The organism is Sphingomonas sp. (assembly GCF_042091075.1).
GTDB lineage: Bacteria > Pseudomonadota > Alphaproteobacteria > Sphingomonadales > Sphingomonadaceae > Sphingomonas.
This window is the reverse complement of record NZ_JBELIE010000050.1, coordinates 1-20,232: the sequence shown is the minus strand read 5'-3', so window position 1 is coordinate 20,232 and position 20,232 is coordinate 1. Positions and strand designations below refer to the sequence as shown.

Here is a 20,232-nt window from a genome sequence, read left to right as displayed (position 1 = left end):
TGGCACCTTTTGCAGCAGATGCGCCCGGTCGCGGAAAGATGCCAGCTTTCGCTGGCGTGACGGGCAGGGGCGGAATAGTCGGACGGACATAGTCATGCGACCCGATATCCTCAATCCGCTGTTCGCCGAGGTGGAGGCGCTGAAGGGCGTCGGTCCCGCGCTGGCCCGCCCGCTCGAGCGTCTCGGAATCGCGCGGGTGATCGACCTGCTGTTCCATTTGCCGTCGGGCTGGATCGACCGGCTGCCGCGCGACGAACTGATGCAGGCGGATGTCGGACGCACGATCGCGATCACGCTCACCCCCCGCGACTATCGCACCTCATCCTCTCCGCGCGCGCCGACGCGGGTGCAGGCGACCGATGCGCACGGCAATCATGTCAGCCTGATCTATTTCGGCGGATCGTCGGGCTGGGTGAAAAAGCTGCTGCCGATCGGCGAGCCGAAGCGGCTGTCGGGCAAGCTCGAACAATATGGCCAGGAATTGCAGATCGTTCACCCCGAGATCGTGGGGGAGGATGACGCGCTGCGCGAACGCGAAGCGATCTATCCGCTGACCGAGGGGATGACGTCGCGACGGCTGGGCGCGCTGGTCGAGCAGGCTGTGGCGCGCGCGCCGACGCTGGCGGAGTGGATCGAACCCTCGCTCAAGGCGCGACACGCCTGGCCGGACTGGCGCGATGCGATCCTGCGCCTGCACGCCGATCCCGCCGACGCGGCGGCGCGCGCGCGGCTCGCCTATGACGAGATCTTCGCCAACCAGCTTGCGCTGTCGATCGTGCGTGCCGACACGCGGCGGCGGCGAGGGCGCGCGCTGGCGGGAGACGGCCGGCTGCGCGACCTGCTACGGCTCCCGTACCAGCCGACCGGCGCCCAGGCCCGCAGCGTGCGGGAGATCGAGGGCGACATGGCCCAATCCGCCCCGATGCTGCGGCTGCTGCAAGGCGATGTCGGCTCGGGCAAGACGCTGGTCGCGGCGATGGCGCTGCTGATCGCGGTGGAGGCCGGGGCGCAGGGCGCGATGCTGGCGCCGACCGAAATCCTCGCGCGGCAGCATTACGAGACGCTGCGTCGCCTGCTGGCGGGGCTGCCCGTGGAAATCGCGATCCTGACGGGTCGCGACAAGGGCAAGGTCCGCGAGGCGACGCTGATGGGGGTGGCGAGCGGCGCGATCCATATCCTGGTCGGGACGCACGCGATCTTTCAGGAGGCGGTCGCCTATCACGATCTCGGGCTGGTGGTGGTCGACGAACAGCATCGCTTCGGGGTTGCCCAGCGCCTGCTGTTGCAGGGCAAGGGGCGCCACCCGCCGCACGTGCTGGCGATGACCGCCACGCCCATCCCGCGCACGCTGACGCTCGCGCTGCACGGGGAGATGGATCAAAGCCGCCTCGATGAAATGCCGCCGGGGCGCGAGCCGATCGAAACGCGCGTCGTTTCCGAGGAGCGGATCGACGAAATCGTCAACGCGCTCGGCCGCCATCTGTCGGAGGGAAAGCAGGCCTATTGGGTCTGCCCGCTGGTGGAGGAATCGGAAACCAGCGACCTGCAGGCCGCCGAGGTGCGGGCGGCGGCGCTGGCGGCGCGATTCGGCGACCGTGTCGGGCTGGTCCATGGCCGGATGCGCGGCCCGGAGAAGGACGCGGTGATGACGCGCTTCGCAGCGGGCGAACTGGGCGTGCTGGTCGCGACGACGGTGATCGAAGTCGGGGTGGACGTGCCCAATGCAACGTTGATCGTGATCGAACATGCCGACCGTTTCGGCCTGGCCCAGCTGCACCAGTTGCGCGGCCGCGTCGGGCGGGGCGGTGGCCGGTCGGTGTGCCTGCTGCTGCGCGGCAATGCGTTGAGTGAGACCGCGCGGGCCCGGCTGGCGCTGATGCGCGAAAGCAACGACGGCTTTCGCATCGCGGAGGAGGATCTGCGGTTGCGCGGGGCGGGCGAATTGCTCGGCACCCGGCAGTCGGGAGAGGCGGTGTTCCGACTGGCCACGCCCGAATTGCTCAACGAACTGCTGCCCGCCGCGACCGACGATGCGCGCCTGCTGATCGACCGCGATGGCGGTTTGCAGGGCGAGCGCGGGCAGGCGGCGCGGGTGGCGCTGTATCTGTTCGAACGCGATGCGGGAGTGGCGTTGCTACGATCGGGATAAGGGGGCTGGATTGTCGACCCGACGAAACCCGCCCACCCCTGAAAGCGGACTTAACGTCGCCAAGGGCCCCGGCCTTCGCTGATGCGACATCAGGTGAGGGCCGTCCGGGCGACGGGATCGTCGGTCAGGCCGGCTGAACGATGCCGTGGTGCTTCTTGCCCGCCGACACACGGACCGGCGCGCCGGCCAGCGTGATGATTGCGGCCTCGTCCGCTACCTTTTCACCATCGATGCGCGCGCCGCCGCCCTTGATCAGCCGTCGCGCCTCGCCCTTCGATGCGGCGAAACCGAGCGCCACCAGGGCGTCGACCAGCGCGATCGCGCCGCCGGCGTCGATCGTCGGCAGCGACGCGCCGCTCGCGCCTTCCTCGAAGGTTCGGCGCGCGGTCTCGGCGGCTTCCTCGGCGGCCACGCGACCGCGACACATCGCGGTCGCCTCGTTGGCGAGGATCTTCTTAGCCTCGTTGATCTCCGCTCCGTCGAGCGCCTCCAGCCGCGCGATTTCGTCCAGCGGCAGGTCAGTGAATAGCCTCAGGAAGCGGCCTACGTCGCGGTCATCGGTGTTGCGCCAGAACTGCCAGTAATCGAAGTGCGGTAGCTGGTCCTCGTGCAGCCACACCGCGCCGGCGACGGTCTTGCCCATCTTCTGCCCGTCCGCGGTGGTCAGTAGCGGGGTGGTGACGCCGAACACCTCGGCGCCGTCCATCCGGCGCGCCAGTTCGACGCCGTTGACGATATTGCCCCATTGGTCGCTGCCGCCCATCTGCAGTCGCACGCCGTGCCGCCGCGCCAGCTCGCGGAAGTCGTAGCCCTGCAGGATCATATAGTTGAATTCGAGGAAGCTGAGCGATTGCTCGCGATCGAGGCGCAGCTTGACCGAGTCGAACGACAGCATGCGATTGACGCTGAAATGCTGCCCGACCTCGCGCAGGAAGGGGATATAGTGGAGTGAGTCCAGCCAGTCGGCATTGTTGACCATCACCGCGTCCGACGGGCCATCGCCGAAGGTCAGGAAGCGCGTGAAAATGCGCTCGATCCCGGCGATATTGGCGGCGATCGTCTCGTCCGACGACAGTTTGCGCGCCTCATCCTTGAAGCTGGGATCGCCGATCTTGCCCGTGCCGCCCCCCATCAGCACGACCGGCTTGTGCCCCGCCTGCTGCAACCGGCGCAGCAGCATGATCTGCACCAGGCTGCCGACGTGCAGTGACGGTGCGGTCGGATCGAAGCCGATATAGCCGGGCACCACCTGCTTCGCCGCCAGCGCATCGAGCGCGACGGCATCGGTCGTCTGATGGATATAGCCGCGCGAAGACAGCAGGCGGAGCAGCTCGGACTGATAGTCGGTCATGGTGCCGCGCCGGTTACACGGGCATCAGCGTCGCGGCAATTGCGTCGTGGGATCGACCGGCGTGCGGCCGCGCCGCAGCTCGAAATGCAGTTCGGGCCGGTCGGCGAAGCCGGTCGCGCCGGATAGCGCCAGCGTCTCTCCCCGCGTCACTGCCTGCCCCCGCCGCACCAGCAATTTGGCGGCATGCCCGTATACCGAGGTCCATCCCCCGCCGTGGCGCACGATCACCAGCCCGCCCAGGGCGGCGATCCCGTCACCCACATAGGCGACCACGCCGTCCGCGACCGCCTTGACCGGCGTGTTGAGCGGGACCGCGATCTTGATGCCGTCGTTGCGCTCGCCACTCGCGCCCGCGCCGAAACGCCGCACGATCGTTCCGCCAACCGGCCAGATGAAGCGGCCCGGCGCGGCGCTGGGCGCCACCACCGGTGTGGTCGCAGGTAGCGCGCGGCGCGCGGTCGGCTGCGGCCGGGCAGGGGCCTGGTTGTTCGCCAGGGCCGGCTCACCCCCGGTCAGGATCGAATCGACGTCCAGCGTGAAGGCGGCGGCACGCTCCGCCGCAGTCGAGGCGCGCGCCGGATCACCGGGGATCAGCACGCGCTGGCCGGAGCGCAGCACATAGGGTTCGACCAGATCGTTGGCGGCCACCACCTGCGACCATGGCACGCCATAAGCGCGCGCGATCGCGATGCCGGTCTGGCCGGGGCGGACGAGGTGATAGCGCCCACCGGGGATATCGAGTTGCTGCCCCGCGCGCAGCGTGAATGGCGGATCGAGGCGGTTGGCGCGCGCGATCGCCTCCGCCCCCGCGCCGGTGCGTTGTGCCACCCGCGCCAGCGTGTCGCCGGGCGCCACGGTATAGCGCTGCGCCGTGACGACGGTCGCGTCGGCTTCGACCGGGCGCAATTCCCACGCGGGGCGCGGTGCCGGCAACTGGCTGACAGCGGCGCTCGCCGGCATCGAGGAGGGACGCGCCGGCGGCAGCGGTGTCGACGGGACATAGCCGCGCGGCGCTTGGGCGGCGCTTGTAACGCGACGCGCCGGCGGGCGGGGGGTGGATTGCGGCGCGGGCTGGGCTGTCGCCATCGGTGCCGGCCGTGAGCTGCGCGTGGGGGCGGGCGGCACGTAACCACCATCGGGCACCCCTGGCGGAATGCAGCCGCTTGTCATCGCTATCAGGGCGCTGCTGCTCGCCAGCGCCGACCACCGCTTCATCGTCGCTCCCCCCGAAGCCCATTTTCGCGACGTTAACGTTGTTGACCGGCTCAGGTCCAGCAGGACGGGCATCTTGTGCTTACCGTGGTTCCAGCCGGTTCAGCCCACCCAGATAGGGTTGCAGGACCTCGGGCACCGCGACCGAACCGTCAGCCTGCTGATAATTCTCCAGCACCGCCACCAGCGTGCGTCCGACCGCGAGACCCGAGCCGTTCAGCGTATGGACAAAGCGAGTCGCCTTCTCGCCCTCCGGCCGGAACCGCGCGTTCATGCGGCGCGCCTGGAAATCGGTGCATGTCGAGCAGCTCGAAATCTCGCGATAGCGCTGCTGCCCCGGCAGCCATACCTCCAGATCGTAGGTGCGCGCGGCGGTGAAACCCATGTCGCCAGTGCACAATTTCATGCGGCGATAGGCCAGCCCTAGCGCATCGAGCACGCCCTCGGCGCAGGCGGTCATCCGCTCATGTTCCGCTTCGCTCGCCTCGGGGGCGACGATCGATACCATCTCCACCTTGTCGAACTGGTGCTGGCGGATATAGCCGCGCGTATCGCGACCGGCCGCCCCGGCCTCGGAGCGGAAGCACGGCGTCAACGCGGCGAAGCGCAACGGCAGCACGTCATCCGACAGGATCTGCTCGCGCACGATATTGGTCAGCGAGACTTCGGCGGTCGGGATCAGCCACCGGCCATCGGTGGTGCGGAACAGGTCGTCGGCGAACTTCGGCAATTGGCCGGTGCCGAAGACGGCCTCGTCGCGCACCAGCAGCGGCGGCGCGACTTCCTCATATCCATGTTCGCGGGTCAGCCGGTCGAGCATGAATTGTCCCAGCGCGCGTTGCAGGCGCGCCGCATCGCCGCGTACCAGGGTGAAGCGCGCACCCGCGATCGCGACGCCGGTTTCGAAATCCAGCCCCAGCGGCGGGCCGATCGAGTCATGTTCGCGCGCGTCGAAGTCGAACGCCGGGCGCCGGCCATGTTCGTGCACGAGCTGATTGTCGTTCTCATCGGCGCCGGTCGGCACATCGGCCGCCGGCACGTTGGGCAGCGCCGCCAGCATCGCCTCCAGCTCGCCGCCCAGCCGTGCTTCCTCGCCTTCCAGCTCGGGCAGGCGCTGCTTCAGCGCCGCGACTTCGGCCATCAGGGCGGCGGCGGTCGCTTCGTCCTTTTGTGCCTTGGCCGCGCCGATCGCCTTCGACGCCTCGTTGCGCCGCGCCTGCGCAGCCTGCGCTTCGGTGGCCAGTTCGCGTCGGCGTCGATCCAGCGCGATCAGCGCGTCGGCGCATGGCGCCACGTTGCGCTTGGCCATGGCGGCGTCGAAGGCGGCGGGGTCGTCGCGGATCAGGCGGATGTCGTGCATGGCGGGCGCTATGGCGAGCGGCGCCGGACGAGGCAACCCGCGCGAGGAAACCCGGCCCCCGCCGGGTGCGTTGCGATGGTGACAGTTTCACGACAAGGAGATCGAGCCATGCAAGTCCCCCACCAGTCAGTCGTCATGGTGGTCGACGGGCGCAAGCTGCTGTTCCTGCGCAACGAAGGTGATGAAACCTATCCCAATCTGCAGGTCGAGCACGCGGAGGAGCGGATCAATCCGGCCGATCGCGACCAGAAAACCGATGCCGCCGGCGCGGCATCGTCGACGACGAGCGGCACGCTGGAGGAAACCGATTTCCACCAGCTTGAGGAGGATCGTTTCGCGGCCGAGGCGGCGGACTTGCTCAAGCGCCGCGCGCTGGCAAATGACTTCGAATCGCTGATCGTGGTCGCCGCGCCGAAGACGCTGGGCGAGCTACGCAAACATTATCACAAGGAAGTCAGCCAGCGTCTAACGGGCGAACTGAGCAAGGACCTGACGGGGCATCCGATTCCCGACATCGAAAAGGCACTGATCGCCGCCTGATCTGCATGGCGAGAATGGCCGCCCCGGGACCGACCGGGGCGGCCATTCAGATTACGCCGCAGCCTTCTTCGCGAAGCGGCGACGCGCGACCAGCCCGGCGGCGGCGGCGCCGAACAGCAACACCATCGGGGGGGCCGGCACCGGCGCGGGCGCGCCGCTGCTCGCCCCGCTGCTCGATGGAGGTTGTCCGCCGTTCGACGACCAGCCGCCGTTGGACGACCAGCCGTGGTTCGAACCCCAACCGTTTGAACTGGAGCCGTAAGACGACGAGCTTTGGCCCTGACCTTGACCTTGGCCCTGACCCTGACCTTGGCCCTGACCCTGATTTTGGCCTTGGTTCTGCTCCTGTCCTTGGCTCTGCCCCTGATTCTGGCCTTGGCTTTGATTGTTGCTGTTGTTGTTTTCGTTGTAGTTCTGATTGTTGTTATTGGCGTTGTTATTGTTGTTGCTGGTGTTCGAATTCTCGATCCCGATGCCCACCTGCGCACCGCCGGTAGAGCTGCTGCTCGATACGTTCCCGCTGCTCGACGTCGAGGAAGAGACGTTGCCGCTGCTGCTGCTGGAAACGTTGCCGCTACTGCTGCTGGAGACGTTGCCGCTGCTCGACACGTTGCCCGACGACGAAGACGAGGTGGAACTCGAGCCACTGGTGCTGGAGCTGGAGGTCGAGGAGACGACGATGCTGCCGCTGCTCCCGCCCCCCGAACCGCCGAAGAACCCGCCGGCGAAGAACCCGCCGCCCGCACCGCCATAGAAGCCGCCGCCCCCGAAGCCGCCGCCCGTGCCGCCGATATAGGCCGGGCCGGCATCCACCGCGGCATAGACCGGGGCGGGGGGCAGGGGCACCGGAACCGGCGCGCCCTGGGTCGCGATCGTCACCGTGGTGGCGGCACAGGCGCCCGAGCGTGTGGTGCGCACCACGCGACGCAGCTTGGTGGCGCTCGCCACCTGCCGGCGGACGACATGGCGGGTCGCCTTCTTGGTGAACATCGTCCGTGCCTTGCCCGACTCCGCGACGTGCACTGCACCGCCGCCGACCAGCGCACCGCCGCAGGTGCAGGCGCAAAGTTTCGCAAGAGCCATTCGCACGGACATAACGTCATTCTTTCGTTGTCGGCCCCATTGGAACCGCTGGTTCGTTGCACGCGGACGCGCGCTTCCTTGCATCGACAGTGCGAAATGAAAGGTTAAGTGCAAGCGACTTCGGTATCGATCGGCTCGCGGAATGCCCGGTATGGGGACGCCCGCCGCCGTAAATGTGGTTAACGTACCGCGTTGGGACGGTTGTGCGGTCCAAAATGGCCGGGGCGGACGGCGTTCACCCTTTGTACAGGCTGACCACTATATACCCCTCTCTGCCTCCATGTGCCCGGAGCCTGATAGCTCGCTTGTCGCGAGCCATCCGGCTCTCTATAGGCCCGCCGCAGAACGGGGGCGCCCAGCGGTGCTGAACGACATCCTGGCGCACGGGCGGGGGAGTGAGTCGATGGCTACGGCGATTAAGAACGTAAGCGACAGGTTTGGCGATGTAGTGGCCCCGCCGGCGCGGTCGGACGATGGCTATCGTCCCACCTCCGACGAGCCGTTTATGAACGAGCGTCAGCAGGCATATTTTCGACGTAAGTTGCTGGATTGGAAGGAAGCGATTCTGCGCGAGTCGCAGGGAACGCTTTCCCAGCTACAGGTCGATTCGCTTCGTGAGGCCGATCTCACCGATCGCGCCTCCAGCGAAACCGACTGGTCGCTGGAATTGCGCACTCGCGATCGCCAGCGCAAGCTGATCTCCAAGATCGAGGCCGCGCTGCGCCGCATCGACGAGGGCGAATATGGCTATTGCGAGGTGACGGGCGAGCCGATCAGCCTCGGCCGGCTGGAGGCGCGTCCGATCGCGACGATGACGGTCGAGGCGCAGGAACGTCACGAGCGCGCCGAGAAGGTATCGCGCGACGATTGATCGTCGTGCAGCGGCGGTTCGTAAACTTTTGTTTACCGGCCGTCGCTTATCCCCGGCAGGAATGATCCTGCGGTGACGACGATGGAACAAGTGGACCAGCATCTCTTTAGCGGCGCAAGCCCGGCGAATGATCCTGCGGGCGGTCGTCGCACGGTGTTCGCGGTGACCCGGCTCCGGTTCGTCGGCGCGAGCGGCGCCGAGGACGGCTTCGAGGTTCGCGTGCGCAATCTGTCGGCGGGCGGCCTGATGGCTGAACTGCCGCAGGCGGTGGCGCCCGACAGCGTGGTCGAAGTCGAGCTTCCCGCGCATGGCTGGGTAAGGGGCCGTGTCGCGTGGCAGACCGAGGGGCGTGCCGGTATCGCCTTTGACGAGCCGGTCGATCCCCAGGCGGTGATGGAGCCGTCGGCGGGTTGATCCCGTCCCGAGTATGGGATCAGCCGATAATGGCTGGACGGCAGCCCCGGAAGCGTGCAAAGGCGCGCGCCTGATCCGGTTTCGCGCGGGCGTGGCGGAATGGTAGACGCAGCGGACTCAAAATCCGCCGGAGCAATCCATGTCGGTTCGAGTCCGACCGCCCGTACCAACACCAGCGTTGATCACCTCGATGTAAAACGAGCGACTTGCGCAGCCCTGAGCGTCGCGTCATGCCGATCCTTGACAATGGGAGAGGATCATGGGCGATTTTTCGGGCCGCCACGTCTTCGTTGCCGGGGCATCGGGTGGCATCAATTTCGCGATCGCACAGGGCTTCGGCGCGGCGGGCGCGCGGGTCACGATCCTGAGCCGCAGCGAGGAGAAGATCGCGGCGGCCGCCCAGGAATTGCGTGACGCGGGTGTTAACGCGATCGGTATCGCCTGCGACGTGCGCGATTATGCCGGGCTGGAGGCGGCCTATACGCAAGCGGTCGCCGCGCACGGGCGGATCGACGTGCTGATTTCCGGCGCGGCGGGCAATTTCCTCGCGCCCGCGCTGAAGGTGAGCGCGAATGCCTTCAAGACCGTCGTCGATATCGATCTGCTCGGCACCTATAATGTGTTCCGCGCAAGCTGGGATCATCTCACGCGCCCTGGCGCCTCGCTGATCGCGATCACCGCGGGGCAGGCGGTGCATCCATCGCCGTTTCAGATCCACGCCTGCGCCGCCAAGGCGGGGGTCAATATGGTCACCAAATGCCTCGCGCTCGAATGGGGGCCAGCGGGGGTGCGCGTCAATGCGATCTCACCCGGCCCGATCGCGGATACGGAGGGGATGCGGCGGCTGGCCGATCCCGCACGCGAGGCGAAGCTGAAGGGATCGCTCGCGCTGCGTGATTATGGCACCAAGGCGGATATCGCGGAGGCGGCAATGTTCCTGTCGAGCCCCGCGGCGAAATATATCACCGGCACGATCCTGAACGTCGACGGCGGCAACGATATCGGCGATGCCAGCGCGGATGCGCTGACGATGTGAGCAGCCGGCCGTGGTTGAACGGCGGATCAGGCGATGCCCAGATCCGCCGGCCCGAACGCATCCGGCAACAGCTGCGACAGACGATAGTTCGCTATCGTGTCACCCTCGGCGCCCGCGCAATAAACCGCGACGTCGCGCCCACTCAACTGCGCGGCTTCGTTGATGACTTGCCGGCAGCGGCCGCACGGACGCACCGGATCGCTGCCGGTCGCACGCCCCGCCGCATCCATCATCCCGCCGATCACGCCGATCGCGACCACGTCGCGCAACCGGCCCTGCGCGGAGACGGTCGCGATCGCGACGGTTTCCGCGCATAGCGACAGACCATAACTGGCATTCTCGACATTCGCGCCGGTCACCACGCTGCCGTCCGCCAGCAACACGGCCGCGCCGACCGCGAAGCGGGAATAGGGCGCATGGGCATGCCGCGCCGCCGCGCGTGCGCGATCGATCAAGTCCCGCGCCTCGCTCATTTCGCCGCCACGTTCCAGTTCACCGGCCCCTCGATCCCTTCGACGTGATGCATATCGCTGGCGCGCCACATCCGCCACGCCCGCGCGCCATAGCCGGGCGCGAAGAAATTGCCCGTCGCCCACAGGCTGCGCTTGAAGGCGTCGGTCAGGTGATAATCGTCCTCCACCGCGCGCGACACGCGCAGCAGCACCGGCGCGCCGGTGTGGGACTCGACCCGGCGGATCATCTCGGTCACGTCGCGGATCAGCGCCCCGCGCTCGGGCCGGTCGACGCATCCCTCGGCATAGCTGAAGTCGATCGCCGCGGGCAGCGCGCCATGATCCCGTGGCACGACGGTATTGAACGCATCCGCCTGCGCCGCCGCCGGCTGGCAGAAGGAGAAGACCAGCACCGCCCCGCGCCGCATGCCGGCTGCCGCCATCGCTTCCCAATTCTGCTGGAACAGCCGGTCCCGCGCGATGGTGCCGGTGGTGGCGACGGCATAACCGAAATCGGCGCCGCCCCCCTTCACGACCGGCCATTCGATGATGCCGTTGATCTCCGACACATCGATGCCCTGCACCGGGAAGCGCTCGATCGACGGATGCCAGCGGATCGCGACCCGCCATGCCGCGACTCCCGCGAGCGCCAGCGCGGCGACGATCAGTACGAAACGCCCCAGACCCCACATGATCGTCGTCTCACGCCTTGATATGAAGTACGCAGATCAGCGTGAAGAGGCGGCGGGCAGTATCGAAATCGATCTCGATCTTCCCCTCCAGCCGCTCGCGCAACAACTCCGCCGCTTCGTTGTGGATGCCCCGCCGCGCCATATCGACGGTTTCGATCTGCTGCGGCGTAGACTGACGGATCGCCTGAAAATAGCTGTCGCAGATCGCGAAATAGTCTTTGATGGGCCGACGAAAGCGCGCCAGCCCCAGCACCAGCGTTTCCAGCGGCGAGCCGTCTTCGCGCCGGATCTCGATCGCCAGCCGGCCTTCCTCCACCGACAAGCGGACGCGATAGGGACCGGCATAGTGATCCGGCTGCGCCCGCTGCGGGGCGAAATGATTGCCCTCAATCAGGTCGAAGATCGCGATCCGGCGCTCCTGCTCGATATCAGCCGAACGCCACAGGATCGTGCGCTCGTCCAGTTCGATGTCGATGATCCGCGGATCGGCCATGGACTGCCGATAAAGCGCAACGCGACGACGGACAATCACATCATCCCCGTTATCCACCGCATCGCGATTTCCGCGCGGTGGCGGGTGGGGCTATAGCGGTCGCCATGGCGACTCTGGCATTTCCCACCGCGGCCCCGGCCGAACCCGTTCAACTGCCGCGCAACGTCGAAGCCGAGGCGGCGATGCTGGGTGCGATGATGATCGACAATCGGCTGGCCGACGATCTGGTCGACCGGCTGGAACCGATCCATTTCTTCGAGCCGGTGCATGGCCGCATCTTCGCCGCGATCAAGGGATTGCGCGCGCAGGACATGCTGGCGACGCCCGTCACGCTGCGCCCGATGTTCGAGGCGGATGAGGGGATGCGCGAGCTGGGCGGGGTGTCGTACCTCGCCGGGCTGACAGGGTCGGGCGCCGGGCTGATCGGCGCGCGGCAGTTCGCGCAGCAGATCTACGATCTCGCCATGCTGCGCGCGTTGGTGTCGGTCGGCCACACGATGGTCGATCGGGCGATGGATACCAGTCAGGAAGTGAACCCGCGCGCCCAGATCGAGGCGGCCGAGGAGGAATTGTTCCGCGTCGCCGCCGACGGTGGGACCGAGAATAGCGTCAAGAGCTTCGCCCAGGCGAGCACGATGGCGGTGAAGATGGCGGAGAAGGCGCTCAACTGGGGTGGCAACCTCAGCGGCGTGACCACCGGGCTGGATACCGTCAATGCCAAGATCGGCGGCATGCACCATTCGGACCTGATGATCCTCGCCGGGCGTCCCGGCATGGGCAAGACGTCGCTGGCGACCAATATCGCCTTCAACGCGGCGCAGCGCTGGATGCGCGACATGCGCGACGGGATCCCGCCGAGCAAGTCCGTGGGCGCGAAGGTGGCGTTCTTCAGCCTGGAAATGAGCGCGGATCAGCTGGCCACCCGTATCCTGGCGGAACAGTCGCGGATCAGTTCCGAGGCGCTGCGCATGGGCAAGATCAGCAAGGCCGAGTTCGAGCAACTCGCCGCCGCCGCCGCCGAGCTGGAGACGCTGCCGTTCTTCATCGACGATACCGGCGGCCTGTCGATCGGCGCGCTGCACACGCGCGTGCGGCGGCTGCAGCGGCGCCACAATAACGAGATCGGGCTGGTGGTGGTCGATTACCTTCAGCTGCTGACCGGCTCGGGCAAGGGCGACGGCAATCGCGTGCAGGAAATCTCCGAGATCTCGCGCGGGTTGAAGACGCTGGCGAAGGATATGAACGTGCCGGTGCTGGCGCTCTCGCAGCTCAGCCGCGCGGTCGAAAGCCGCGAGGACAAGCGGCCGATGCTTTCCGATCTGCGTGAATCCGGTTCGATCGAGCAGGACGCCGACATGGTCTGGTTCGTCTTTCGCGAGGATTATTATACCGCGCAACGCGAACCCAAGCGCCCGATGGAGGGCGACGACGCCAAGGTGTTCGAGGAGCATGCGCGCTGGGCGGCGGACATGGAGCGCGTCTATGGTCTCGCCGAACTGATCGTCGCCAAGCAGCGTCACGGCGCGACCGGCAAGGTGGTGCTGAAATTCGATCCGACGATCACGCGGTTCAGCGATTATGCGGGATATTGAGCCAAACGCTGCTCATCCGCGCGGGCGATAGTCGATCCGCGCATCGCCCTCGGCGCGCACCGGCAGGAACAGCCCCGCGCCGGTCACCCGCAAATGCCCGTTCACCACGTTGGTAATGGTGGTGGACAGGATGAAGTCGCCTTCGCGGCGGTGGCCGATCGCGCGATGCGCCTTGTCGATCACCTTCCGATAGTCGGGCCCGAAGTCGTGCTGCAGCGCCAGCGCGACTGCTTCCTGCACCTGCGTGGTGTCGAGCAAGCGGATCAGCAGATCGACCGCTCGCGAATCGGTGCGGGTGGCCAGCTGGATATTGCGGGCGCGGACATATTGGGAACCGGGATCATTATAGGGCAACGCGGACAGCCACGCCTCGCCCGTCGCGCTGGCGCCGCCTTCCCGTGCACGGACGCTCGCCTTGACGCCGATCGCCAGCCTTCCCCCGGTGGTCGCATAGACGGTCACGTCTCCGAACCTCACGTCGACCGGCCCGACCCCGGTGATCGAGATGCCCCGCGCCGCCAGCTTGCGCAGCGTGCGCTGCACCACGGGCTCCAGTTCGCGATAATCCGCCAGCACCGGCACAAAGAAACGCAGCCCCGGTCGTCCAGTGACGTGGGCGGGCGGGGGAAGGGCGGTGGGGGTGGGATCAGCGGGGCGATCGCCGACGAACGTCTCGGTCAACGCCTCGGCCGACAGCGTCATGCGTAAGTGCCGCCCCTCGACACGATAGCCGCCGAAGCCGAGCGACCGCGGAGTGATGCGCATCCAAGCGGGCGGACGGTGCTTGCTCAGTTCGATCACCGTGAACGCCTGTCGCCAGATCCGATCGAGCTGGCGCCGTACGTCCAGCTTGGCGAGTTCGCCGGGCAGGTCGCGTTCCAGCTTCGCCATCACCGGGGCGAGTTTCTCGTCGGCGCGGCTGGTGAAAGTGATGCGCTGCCCCGCAATGTCGATCCCCGGCTCCTGCCGCCAGCGGTACCGGAGATCCAGCGTCGCGGTCGGGCGCCAGTTGTCGACGATCCCCAGCTTTCCGGTTGCGCGCACCGTCGCGCTGCCCGTGGCGGTTTCGTGCAATACGCCGGCGATATCGCTGACGCTGATCCGCGCAGTCACCGGCATGGTGATGACGAGGCGCTCGCCCTCTCCGGCGATATCGATCGCGCCGCGCGTGACCGTGCCGGTAATGCGGCACGACAGATCCGGGGTCACCTTCACCCTGGCGACGCGCTGCCCCGGAACACATTTTTCACGCCGCTCGTCGATCGACCACAAGGTGCGGGGCGTCTGCTTGTCGAGCCCGCGCTCGAGCTGCGACAACGGCGCGACGATCGGCACCGTGATGGAGGAACTCTGCCCGGGCAGTTGACCGAGGGGCGTTTCGATGCGGGGCGGGGCGGGGTTACCGACCGGGCGATGGCATGCGGACAGCCACGACAGCGGCAGCAAAAGCAGGGCGGCGCGCCGCAATCGGATCTCCATCGGCCATCGACTTCAATGGTTTCCAATCCGTAACGGCCGATTTAGATCCACGCTGATCAACGCCCTGCTTTTTCCGGCGCCCCGTGCCGGAAAGGATATGCGCCATGCCCGCCTGACGGTCGATCTGCTTTAGAAGACAGGCTCTTCGCCCGGTTTCTCCGGCAAGTGGATGCCGCACTCCACCTTGTCCCATCCACGCCAGCGGCCGGCACGCGGATCTTCGCCGGGGCGCACCTTCGACGTGCACGGCGCGCAGCCGATCGACAGATAGCCCTGCGCCTCGAGCGGATGGCGCGGCAGTTCGTGCGCCTCGAAATAGGCGTTGAGCCGATCCTTGTCCCAGTCCGCGAGCGGATTCAGTTTCAGCCGGCCTTCATCCGACTCGAACCGCGGCAGCGCTTGCCGGGTCGATGCCTGAAAGCCCTTTCGGCCGGAAATCCACGCGTCGAACGGCAGCAGCGCACGCCGCAGCGGCTCCACCTTGCGCAGGTCGCAACAGCCGTCGGGATCGTAGGACCAGCGCAATCCCTTGTCGTCCTTCAGGCGCAACAGTCGCGGATCGGGGCGGAAGACGCGCAGATCGGTGAAGCCCAGTCGCTCCGACAATTCGTCGCGATAGGCGAGGGTCTCGCCGAACATCTTCTGCGTGTTCGTGAAGATCACCGGCACGTCGCGATCGACCGCCGCGATCATGTGCAGCAGCACTGCCGATTCCGCGCCGAACGAGGAAACCGCCGCGATGCGACCGCGCAGCTCGCCGGTCAGCACGTCGTGCAGCATCTCCTGCGTCGGCACGCCGGCATAACGCGCCTCCATCGTCGCCGCATCCTCGGCGGTGAACACGGGGCGGACATCGATCGTATCGAGTTGACGGGCAGCTTCACCCATGGCGCAATTTCCATATTGGCTGAACACCCCCATCAAGGGAATCAGCCGCTTTCTGATAGTGATAGTCGTAGCGATCGAGCGAACGACGCAGGACCTCGGGATCGATCGCGGCGGTCGGCGCAAAGCTGTCGAATCCGCAGCGCCGCATCAATGGCACCTGGTCGACGAGCACGTCGCCCTGCGCGCGCAATTCCCCGCGATAACCTGCTTCGCGCAGGATCCGCGCGACCGAATAACCACGCCCGTCACGGAATGTCGGAAACGACACTTCGACGAGCGCCAGCCGCTCGATATAGGGCGCGAGCAATCGGGCATCGTCGCCGGGCTCGATCCGCACCGCGGTGGCATTGGCCTGATCGGCGAGGAAGGAGTCGAGCGTTACCGCCGGTTCCTCGTGCGGGCTGTCCTCGCGGAAGCGAAGATGGGCGATGTCATCAACCATAGATCGCCTCCTTGAACGGTTCCATGCCGACGCGGCGATAGGTGTCGACGAAACGCTCGCCCTTCTGCCGCACCGCGATATAGGTGTCGGTGACCCGCTCGATCGCATCGACCACGCCATCCTCGTCGAAGCCGGGGCCGGTGATCTTGCCGAGGCTGACATCCTCCGCACCCGACCCGCCGAGCAGCAGCTGATAATTTTCGGTGCCTTTCCGGTCCACGCCCAGAATGCCGATATGGCCGGCATGATGGTGGCCGCAGGCGTTGATGCAGCCCGAAATTTTCAGCTTCAATTCGCCCAGATCACGTTGCCGCGCCGGATCGGCGAAGCGCTGCGCGATCTTCTGCGCGACCGGGATCGAGCGCGCATTGGCAAGGCTGCAATAATCGAGACCGGGGCAGGCGATGATATCGCTGATCAGGTCGAGATTGGCCTCGGCCAGCCGCGCCTCCACCAGTTGATCCCATATTAACTTGAGATCGGCGATGCGGACATGCGGCAGGACGATATTCTGGGCGTGGGTGACACGCAGCTCGTTGGCGCTGAACCGCTCCGCCAAGTCGGCCATCACGTCAATCTGCTCGGCCGAGGCGTCGCCCGGAATCCCGCCAACCGGCTTGAGCGAGATATTCACGATCGCATAGCCGCGCTGCTTGTGCTGGCGCACGTTCTGATCGAGCCACACCGCGAAATCCGGGTCACTGCGATCCACCTCATCGTCGGCGGCCGGGTCGAACGGCGGGGACGCGAACATCGCGCTGATCCGCTCCAGCTCGGCGGCCGGGGGATCGATCCCCAGCTGCTTCACCTGCGCGAATTCCTCCTCCACCTGACGGCGATATTCGTCCGCGCCCAGCTCATGGATCAGGATCTTGATCCGCGCCTTGTAGATATTGTCGCGCCGCCCGTAGCGATTGTAGACGCGCAGGCACGCCTCCAAATAGCTCATCAGGTCGTCAGCGGTGATGAAATCCTTGATCTCCGGGGCGATCATCGGGGTCCGCCCCATGCCGCCGCCGACGAAGATCTTCGCCCCCAGCACCCCGTCACGGCGGAGCAACTGGATGCCGATATCATGCAGCCGCATCGCCGCGCGATCCTCGTCCGCGGCAATCACCGCGATCTTGAACTTGCGCGGCAGGTAGCTGAACTCGGGGTGGAACGTGCTCCACTGCCGCAACAGCTCGGCCCAGGGGCGGGGATCCGCCACCTCGTCCGCCGCCGCGCCCGCGAACTGATCAGAGCTGATATTGCGGATGCAATTGCCGCTGGTCTGGATCGCATGCATCTCCACCGTCGCCAGCTCGGCGAGAATGTCGGGCGCGTCCTCCAGCTTGATCCAGTTATACTGGATATTCTGCCGCGTGGTGAAATGGCCGTATCCGCGATCATAGGTGCGGGCGATATGCGCGAGCATCCGCATCTGCCGGCTGTCGAGCGTGCCATAGGGCACCGCGACGCGCAGCATATAGGCGTGCAACTGCAGGTACAGGCCGTTCATCAGCCGCAGCGGCTTGAACTGATCCTCGGTGATCTCGCCGGCCAGACGCCGCCGCACCTGAGCGCGAAATTCATCGACGCGCGCATCGACGACCGCCTGATCATATTCGTCATATTTGTACATCAGATCACCCAGCTTCCGGCGGTGGGGTCGGCCGGCTTCAGTGTCAGGTCGGGACGGACGGTCGGGCCGAGCGCGCGGATACGATCCTTGATATGCGCCGGACGCGGGCCTTCGGCGGTCGCCGTCGCCTCGATCACATAGGGAACGTTGACGCGCCGCGCCGCTTCCTGCTCGCGGGCGATCGCCTCGGCCTGCTCACCGGCATCCTTTGCGTCCTCGACGTGGCGCGACCAGTCATCGCCGGTCCACCACACCACGTCGCCGGTCGCCAGATCGTTCCCGGTAATCAGCTTCACGACATATTCTCCGCCACTTTCGCATAGGCCGCCAGCTTGTCCTCGGCGTCCGACAGTTCCACCACCTCGCCCACGACGATGATCGCCGGGCTGGCCACCTGTTCGCGCAACACCATCGCGCCGAGATCGGCCAGCAGCGTGCGCAACGCACGATGCCCCGGCAACGTGCCCTTTTCCAGTACCGCGACCGGCATGTCGGGCGCCACGCCGTCCGCCATCAGCTTGTCGGCGATCTGTTCAGCGGTCGCGACCCCCATATAGATCACCAGCGTGCGGCCCTGCCCGGCGAGGCCGGACCAATCCTGTTCCGACAGGCCCTTGCATTGGCCAGCGACGAAGCTGACTGCGGAGGAATGGTCACGATGGGTAAGCGGCAGCATCGCCTCCGCCGCACAGCCGAGTGCGGCCGACACGCCCGGCACCACCTCCACCGCGAGCCCGGCGGCACGCACCGCCTCCACCTCTTCGCCGCCCCGCCCGAAGATGAACGGATCGCCGCCCTTCAGCCGCACGACGACGCTGCCCGCCAGCACATGCGCGACGATCAGCGCGTTGATCGCTTCCTGCGGCAGCGTGTGACGGGCGCGGCGCTTCGCCACCGAGATACGTTGCGCGGTCGCGGGCGTGATATCCAGGACGCGGGGATCGATCAGACCGTCGTGCACGACGACATCGGCTTGTTTCAGCGCCTCGACGGCGCGAACGGTGAGCAGGCCGGGATCGCCCGGGCCGGCACCGACAAGGATGACGCGCCCGCGCGCATCGGGATCGAGAAGGGTCGCCATAACGTCAGGGAAATGGGCGCGCGACGCGACATGCGCAAATCAGCGATGCTTGGCGCGCGCGTAGCAGATGTTTGGCGTAGGTCAGCGTTATCATGGCGTCCATGCGCCGCCATTGCCATCGCCATTGCCAGCGGCCGCTCGCTCCTCAATGTCCGCGGGCAGCATGCACACGATGCATCACCAGCGCGATCGGGCTGCCGACGATCAGGCCGACGATGCCCGATCCGATCGCGGTGACGATCCACGATATCGCGCCTTGCAGCGCGGGCACGGCATGCCCGGCACGCTCCGCGAGATGGTACAGGAGATGCGCTGGTCCCGCGAAGCCGAGTTCCTCCGCGCCGTGCAGCAGGATGCCGCCACCGACCCAGATCATCGCGGCGGTGCCGATCACCGCCAGCCAGCGCATCAGCACCGGCACGCCCTTCACCATGGCGCGCCCGATCGCCGCCAGTGCGCCCGTGCCACGGCGTGCGAGGTGGAGGCCTACGTCATCGGCCTTCACGATCACCGCCACCGCGCCATAGACGCCCGCGGTGATCGCGACCGCGACGATCGCGAGCACCACCCCGCGCGTCAGCAACGGCGAGCCTGCGACCTCTGCCAGCGCGATCGCCATGATCTCCGCCGACAGGATGAAGTCGGTGCGGATCGCCCCTGCCACCTTCTGCGCCTCCAGCGCGAGAGGATCGATCATCTCCTCAGCGACCTCCGCCGCCGGAATCCCGGATGCCGCCTCGATCACCTTCTCCGCACCCTCGAAGCACAGATACGCCCCGCCGATCATCAGCAGCGGGGTGATCGCCCAGGGCATCAGCGCGCTGAGGATCAGCGCGGCCGGCAGCAGGAACAGCAATTTGTTGCGCAGCGATCCCATCGCGATCTTGCCGATGATCGGCAGTTCGCGTTGTGGCGACAGGCCAACGACATAGCGGGGCGTCACCGCGGTATCATCGACGACGACCCCCGCCGCCTTCACTCCGGCCTTGCCGGCGGCGGCGCCGACATCGTCGAGCGATGCGGCGGCCAACCGGGTCAGCCCGGCGATATCGTCGAGCAGTGCGACCAGGCCCGATGGCATGTTTCTTCCCCTGTTAACGTGATGGCGATCAGCCGTCGGCCAATCCGACTCCGATCGCCGCGCGCGCTGCCTCCGCCTCGCTCGATACGACGGGATAGGCGCAATAGTCCGCCGCGTAATAGGCGCCGGGGCGATGATTGCCCGACCAACCCACGCCGCCGAACGGCGCGGAAGAGGACGCGCCATTGGTCGGCTTGTTCCAATTGATGATGCCGGCGCGGACGCTCGCCCAGAAACGGTCGAACAGGGCCGGGGTCTGCGTGATCAGCGAGGCCGACAGCCCGTAACGGGTGTTGTTCGCCTCCGCGATCGCGGCGCCGAAATCATCGGTGCGGATCACCTGCAGCAGCGGGCCGAACAATTCGATATCGGGGCGGTCGGTGATGTCGGTA

General features: G+C 66.8%; 21 protein-coding genes and 1 tRNA gene. 7 read left to right on the top strand and 15 right to left on the bottom strand.

Going from position 1 to position 20,232, the window contains the following annotated elements; all coding sequences use genetic code 11:
- The first annotated feature begins 94 nt into the window (after positions 1–94).
- Complete coding sequence (gene recG / locus ACFDSW_RS07115; protein ID WP_375249583.1) at positions 95–2,149, top strand: ATP-dependent DNA helicase RecG; 2,055 nt, start codon at positions 95–97, stop codon at positions 2,147–2,149.
- 124 nt (positions 2,150–2,273) lie between these two features.
- On the opposite strand, the gene tyrS is transcribed toward recG, so the two are convergent.
- The 3 genes from tyrS to serS all read right to left on the bottom strand — a co-directional run bounded on the left by tyrS (position 2,274) and on the right by serS (position 6,072).
- Positions 2,274–3,500: a tyrosine--tRNA ligase gene (gene tyrS, locus ACFDSW_RS07110; RefSeq protein ID WP_375249582.1), complete on the bottom strand. Its 1,227-nt coding sequence runs from the start codon at positions 3,498–3,500 to the stop codon at positions 2,274–2,276.
- 24 nt (positions 3,501–3,524) lie between these two features.
- Positions 3,525–4,586 carry a peptidoglycan DD-metalloendopeptidase family protein gene (locus ACFDSW_RS07105; RefSeq protein WP_375249581.1) on the bottom strand — a complete coding sequence of 354 codons (1,062 nt, stop codon included), beginning with the start codon at positions 4,584–4,586 and terminating at the stop codon, positions 3,525–3,527.
- A 208-nt stretch (positions 4,587–4,794) separates the two neighbouring features.
- Positions 4,795–6,072 carry a serine--tRNA ligase gene (serS, locus tag ACFDSW_RS07100; protein ID WP_375249580.1) on the bottom strand — a complete coding sequence of 426 codons (1,278 nt, stop codon included), beginning with the start codon at positions 6,070–6,072 and terminating at the stop codon, positions 4,795–4,797.
- A 108-nt stretch (positions 6,073–6,180) separates the two neighbouring features.
- Between serS and ACFDSW_RS07095 the strand changes: the two genes are divergently transcribed.
- The gene (locus ACFDSW_RS07095) at positions 6,181–6,612 is read left to right on the top strand and encodes a host attachment family protein (RefSeq protein ID WP_375249579.1); all 432 of its coding nucleotides are present in this window, start codon (positions 6,181–6,183) and stop codon (positions 6,610–6,612) included.
- A gap of 51 nt (positions 6,613–6,663) precedes the next feature.
- Here ACFDSW_RS07095 and ACFDSW_RS07090 read toward each other — a convergent pair whose 3' ends face one another.
- Positions 6,664–7,695, bottom strand: a complete 1,032-nt coding sequence (locus ACFDSW_RS07090) for a hypothetical protein (protein WP_375249578.1) — start codon at positions 7,693–7,695, stop codon at positions 6,664–6,666.
- Positions 7,696–8,200: 505 nt separating this feature from the next.
- On the opposite strand from ACFDSW_RS07090, the gene dksA reads away from it, so the two are divergent.
- The 4 genes from dksA to ACFDSW_RS07070 all read left to right on the top strand — a co-directional run bounded on the left by dksA (position 8,201) and on the right by ACFDSW_RS07070 (position 10,016).
- On the top strand, positions 8,201–8,566 hold the full coding sequence (gene dksA, locus ACFDSW_RS07085) for an RNA polymerase-binding protein DksA (RefSeq protein WP_375249585.1): 366 nt from the start codon (positions 8,201–8,203) through the stop codon (positions 8,564–8,566).
- Between the two features lie 81 nt (positions 8,567–8,647).
- Positions 8,648–8,980, top strand: coding sequence for a PilZ domain-containing protein (locus ACFDSW_RS07080; RefSeq protein WP_375249584.1), 333 nt, complete (start codon positions 8,648–8,650; stop codon positions 8,978–8,980).
- Positions 8,981–9,065: 85 nt separating this feature from the next.
- A tRNA-Leu gene (locus tag ACFDSW_RS07075) sits at positions 9,066–9,149 on the top strand.
- 90 nt (positions 9,150–9,239) lie between these two features.
- A complete protein-coding gene (locus ACFDSW_RS07070) occupies positions 9,240–10,016 on the top strand; it encodes an SDR family oxidoreductase (protein WP_375249577.1) in 777 nt (258 codons plus the stop codon).
- A gap of 26 nt (positions 10,017–10,042) precedes the next feature.
- Here the strand turns inward: ACFDSW_RS07070 and ACFDSW_RS07065 are convergent, their stop codons facing one another.
- The 3 genes from ACFDSW_RS07065 to ACFDSW_RS07055 are packed head-to-tail and all read right to left on the bottom strand — an operon-like array spanning position 10,043 to position 11,653.
- The gene (locus ACFDSW_RS07065; RefSeq protein WP_375249576.1) at positions 10,043–10,489 is read right to left on the bottom strand and encodes a cytidine deaminase; all 447 of its coding nucleotides are present in this window, start codon (positions 10,487–10,489) and stop codon (positions 10,043–10,045) included.
- On the bottom strand, positions 10,486–11,160 hold the full coding sequence (locus tag ACFDSW_RS07060) for a glycoside hydrolase family 25 protein (protein WP_375249575.1): 675 nt from the start codon (positions 11,158–11,160) through the stop codon (positions 10,486–10,488). The genes ACFDSW_RS07065 and ACFDSW_RS07060 overlap by 4 nt, the downstream gene beginning before the upstream one ends.
- 10 nt (positions 11,161–11,170) lie before the next feature.
- Positions 11,171–11,653, bottom strand: coding sequence for a UPF0262 family protein (locus ACFDSW_RS07055; RefSeq protein WP_375249574.1), 483 nt, complete (start codon positions 11,651–11,653; stop codon positions 11,171–11,173).
- A 104-nt stretch (positions 11,654–11,757) separates the two neighbouring features.
- Between ACFDSW_RS07055 and ACFDSW_RS07050 the strand changes: the two genes are divergently transcribed.
- Positions 11,758–13,245, top strand: coding sequence for a replicative DNA helicase (locus ACFDSW_RS07050; RefSeq protein WP_375249573.1), 1,488 nt, complete (start codon positions 11,758–11,760; stop codon positions 13,243–13,245).
- 12 nt (positions 13,246–13,257) lie between these two features.
- On the opposite strand, the gene ACFDSW_RS07045 is transcribed toward ACFDSW_RS07050, so the two are convergent.
- From ACFDSW_RS07045 to ACFDSW_RS07010, 8 genes are all read right to left on the bottom strand, one after another.
- A complete protein-coding gene (locus tag ACFDSW_RS07045; protein WP_375249572.1) occupies positions 13,258–14,724 on the bottom strand; it encodes a DUF4403 family protein in 1,467 nt (488 codons plus the stop codon).
- 129 nt (positions 14,725–14,853) lie between these two features.
- Positions 14,854–15,612 (bottom strand): phosphoadenylyl-sulfate reductase, encoded by a 759-nt coding sequence (locus ACFDSW_RS07040; RefSeq protein WP_375249571.1) that lies wholly within the window; start codon positions 15,610–15,612, stop codon positions 14,854–14,856.
- On the bottom strand, positions 15,605–16,054 hold the full coding sequence (locus ACFDSW_RS07035; protein ID WP_375249570.1) for a DUF934 domain-containing protein: 450 nt from the start codon (positions 16,052–16,054) through the stop codon (positions 15,605–15,607). The genes ACFDSW_RS07040 and ACFDSW_RS07035 overlap by 8 nt, the downstream gene beginning before the upstream one ends.
- Entirely contained in the window at positions 16,047–17,678 is a 1,632-nt protein-coding gene (locus ACFDSW_RS07030) for a nitrite/sulfite reductase (RefSeq protein ID WP_375249569.1), read from the bottom strand. Before ACFDSW_RS07030 ends, ACFDSW_RS07035 begins: the two co-directional genes overlap by 8 nt.
- The gene (locus ACFDSW_RS07025; RefSeq protein ID WP_375249568.1) at positions 17,678–17,974 is read right to left on the bottom strand and encodes a DUF2849 domain-containing protein; all 297 of its coding nucleotides are present in this window, start codon (positions 17,972–17,974) and stop codon (positions 17,678–17,680) included. The genes ACFDSW_RS07030 and ACFDSW_RS07025 overlap by 1 nt, the downstream gene beginning before the upstream one ends.
- The gene (gene cobA, locus ACFDSW_RS07020) at positions 17,971–18,759 is read right to left on the bottom strand and encodes a uroporphyrinogen-III C-methyltransferase (protein ID WP_375249567.1); all 789 of its coding nucleotides are present in this window, start codon (positions 18,757–18,759) and stop codon (positions 17,971–17,973) included. Before cobA ends, ACFDSW_RS07025 begins: the two co-directional genes overlap by 4 nt.
- A 145-nt stretch (positions 18,760–18,904) precedes the next feature.
- Complete coding sequence (locus ACFDSW_RS07015) at positions 18,905–19,840, bottom strand: DUF808 domain-containing protein (RefSeq protein WP_375249566.1); 936 nt, start codon at positions 19,838–19,840, stop codon at positions 18,905–18,907.
- A 28-nt stretch (positions 19,841–19,868) separates the two neighbouring features.
- Positions 19,869–20,232, bottom strand: a 364-nt coding sequence (locus tag ACFDSW_RS07010; RefSeq protein WP_375249565.1) for an aldehyde dehydrogenase family protein, incomplete at its 5' end; no start/stop codon positions are given.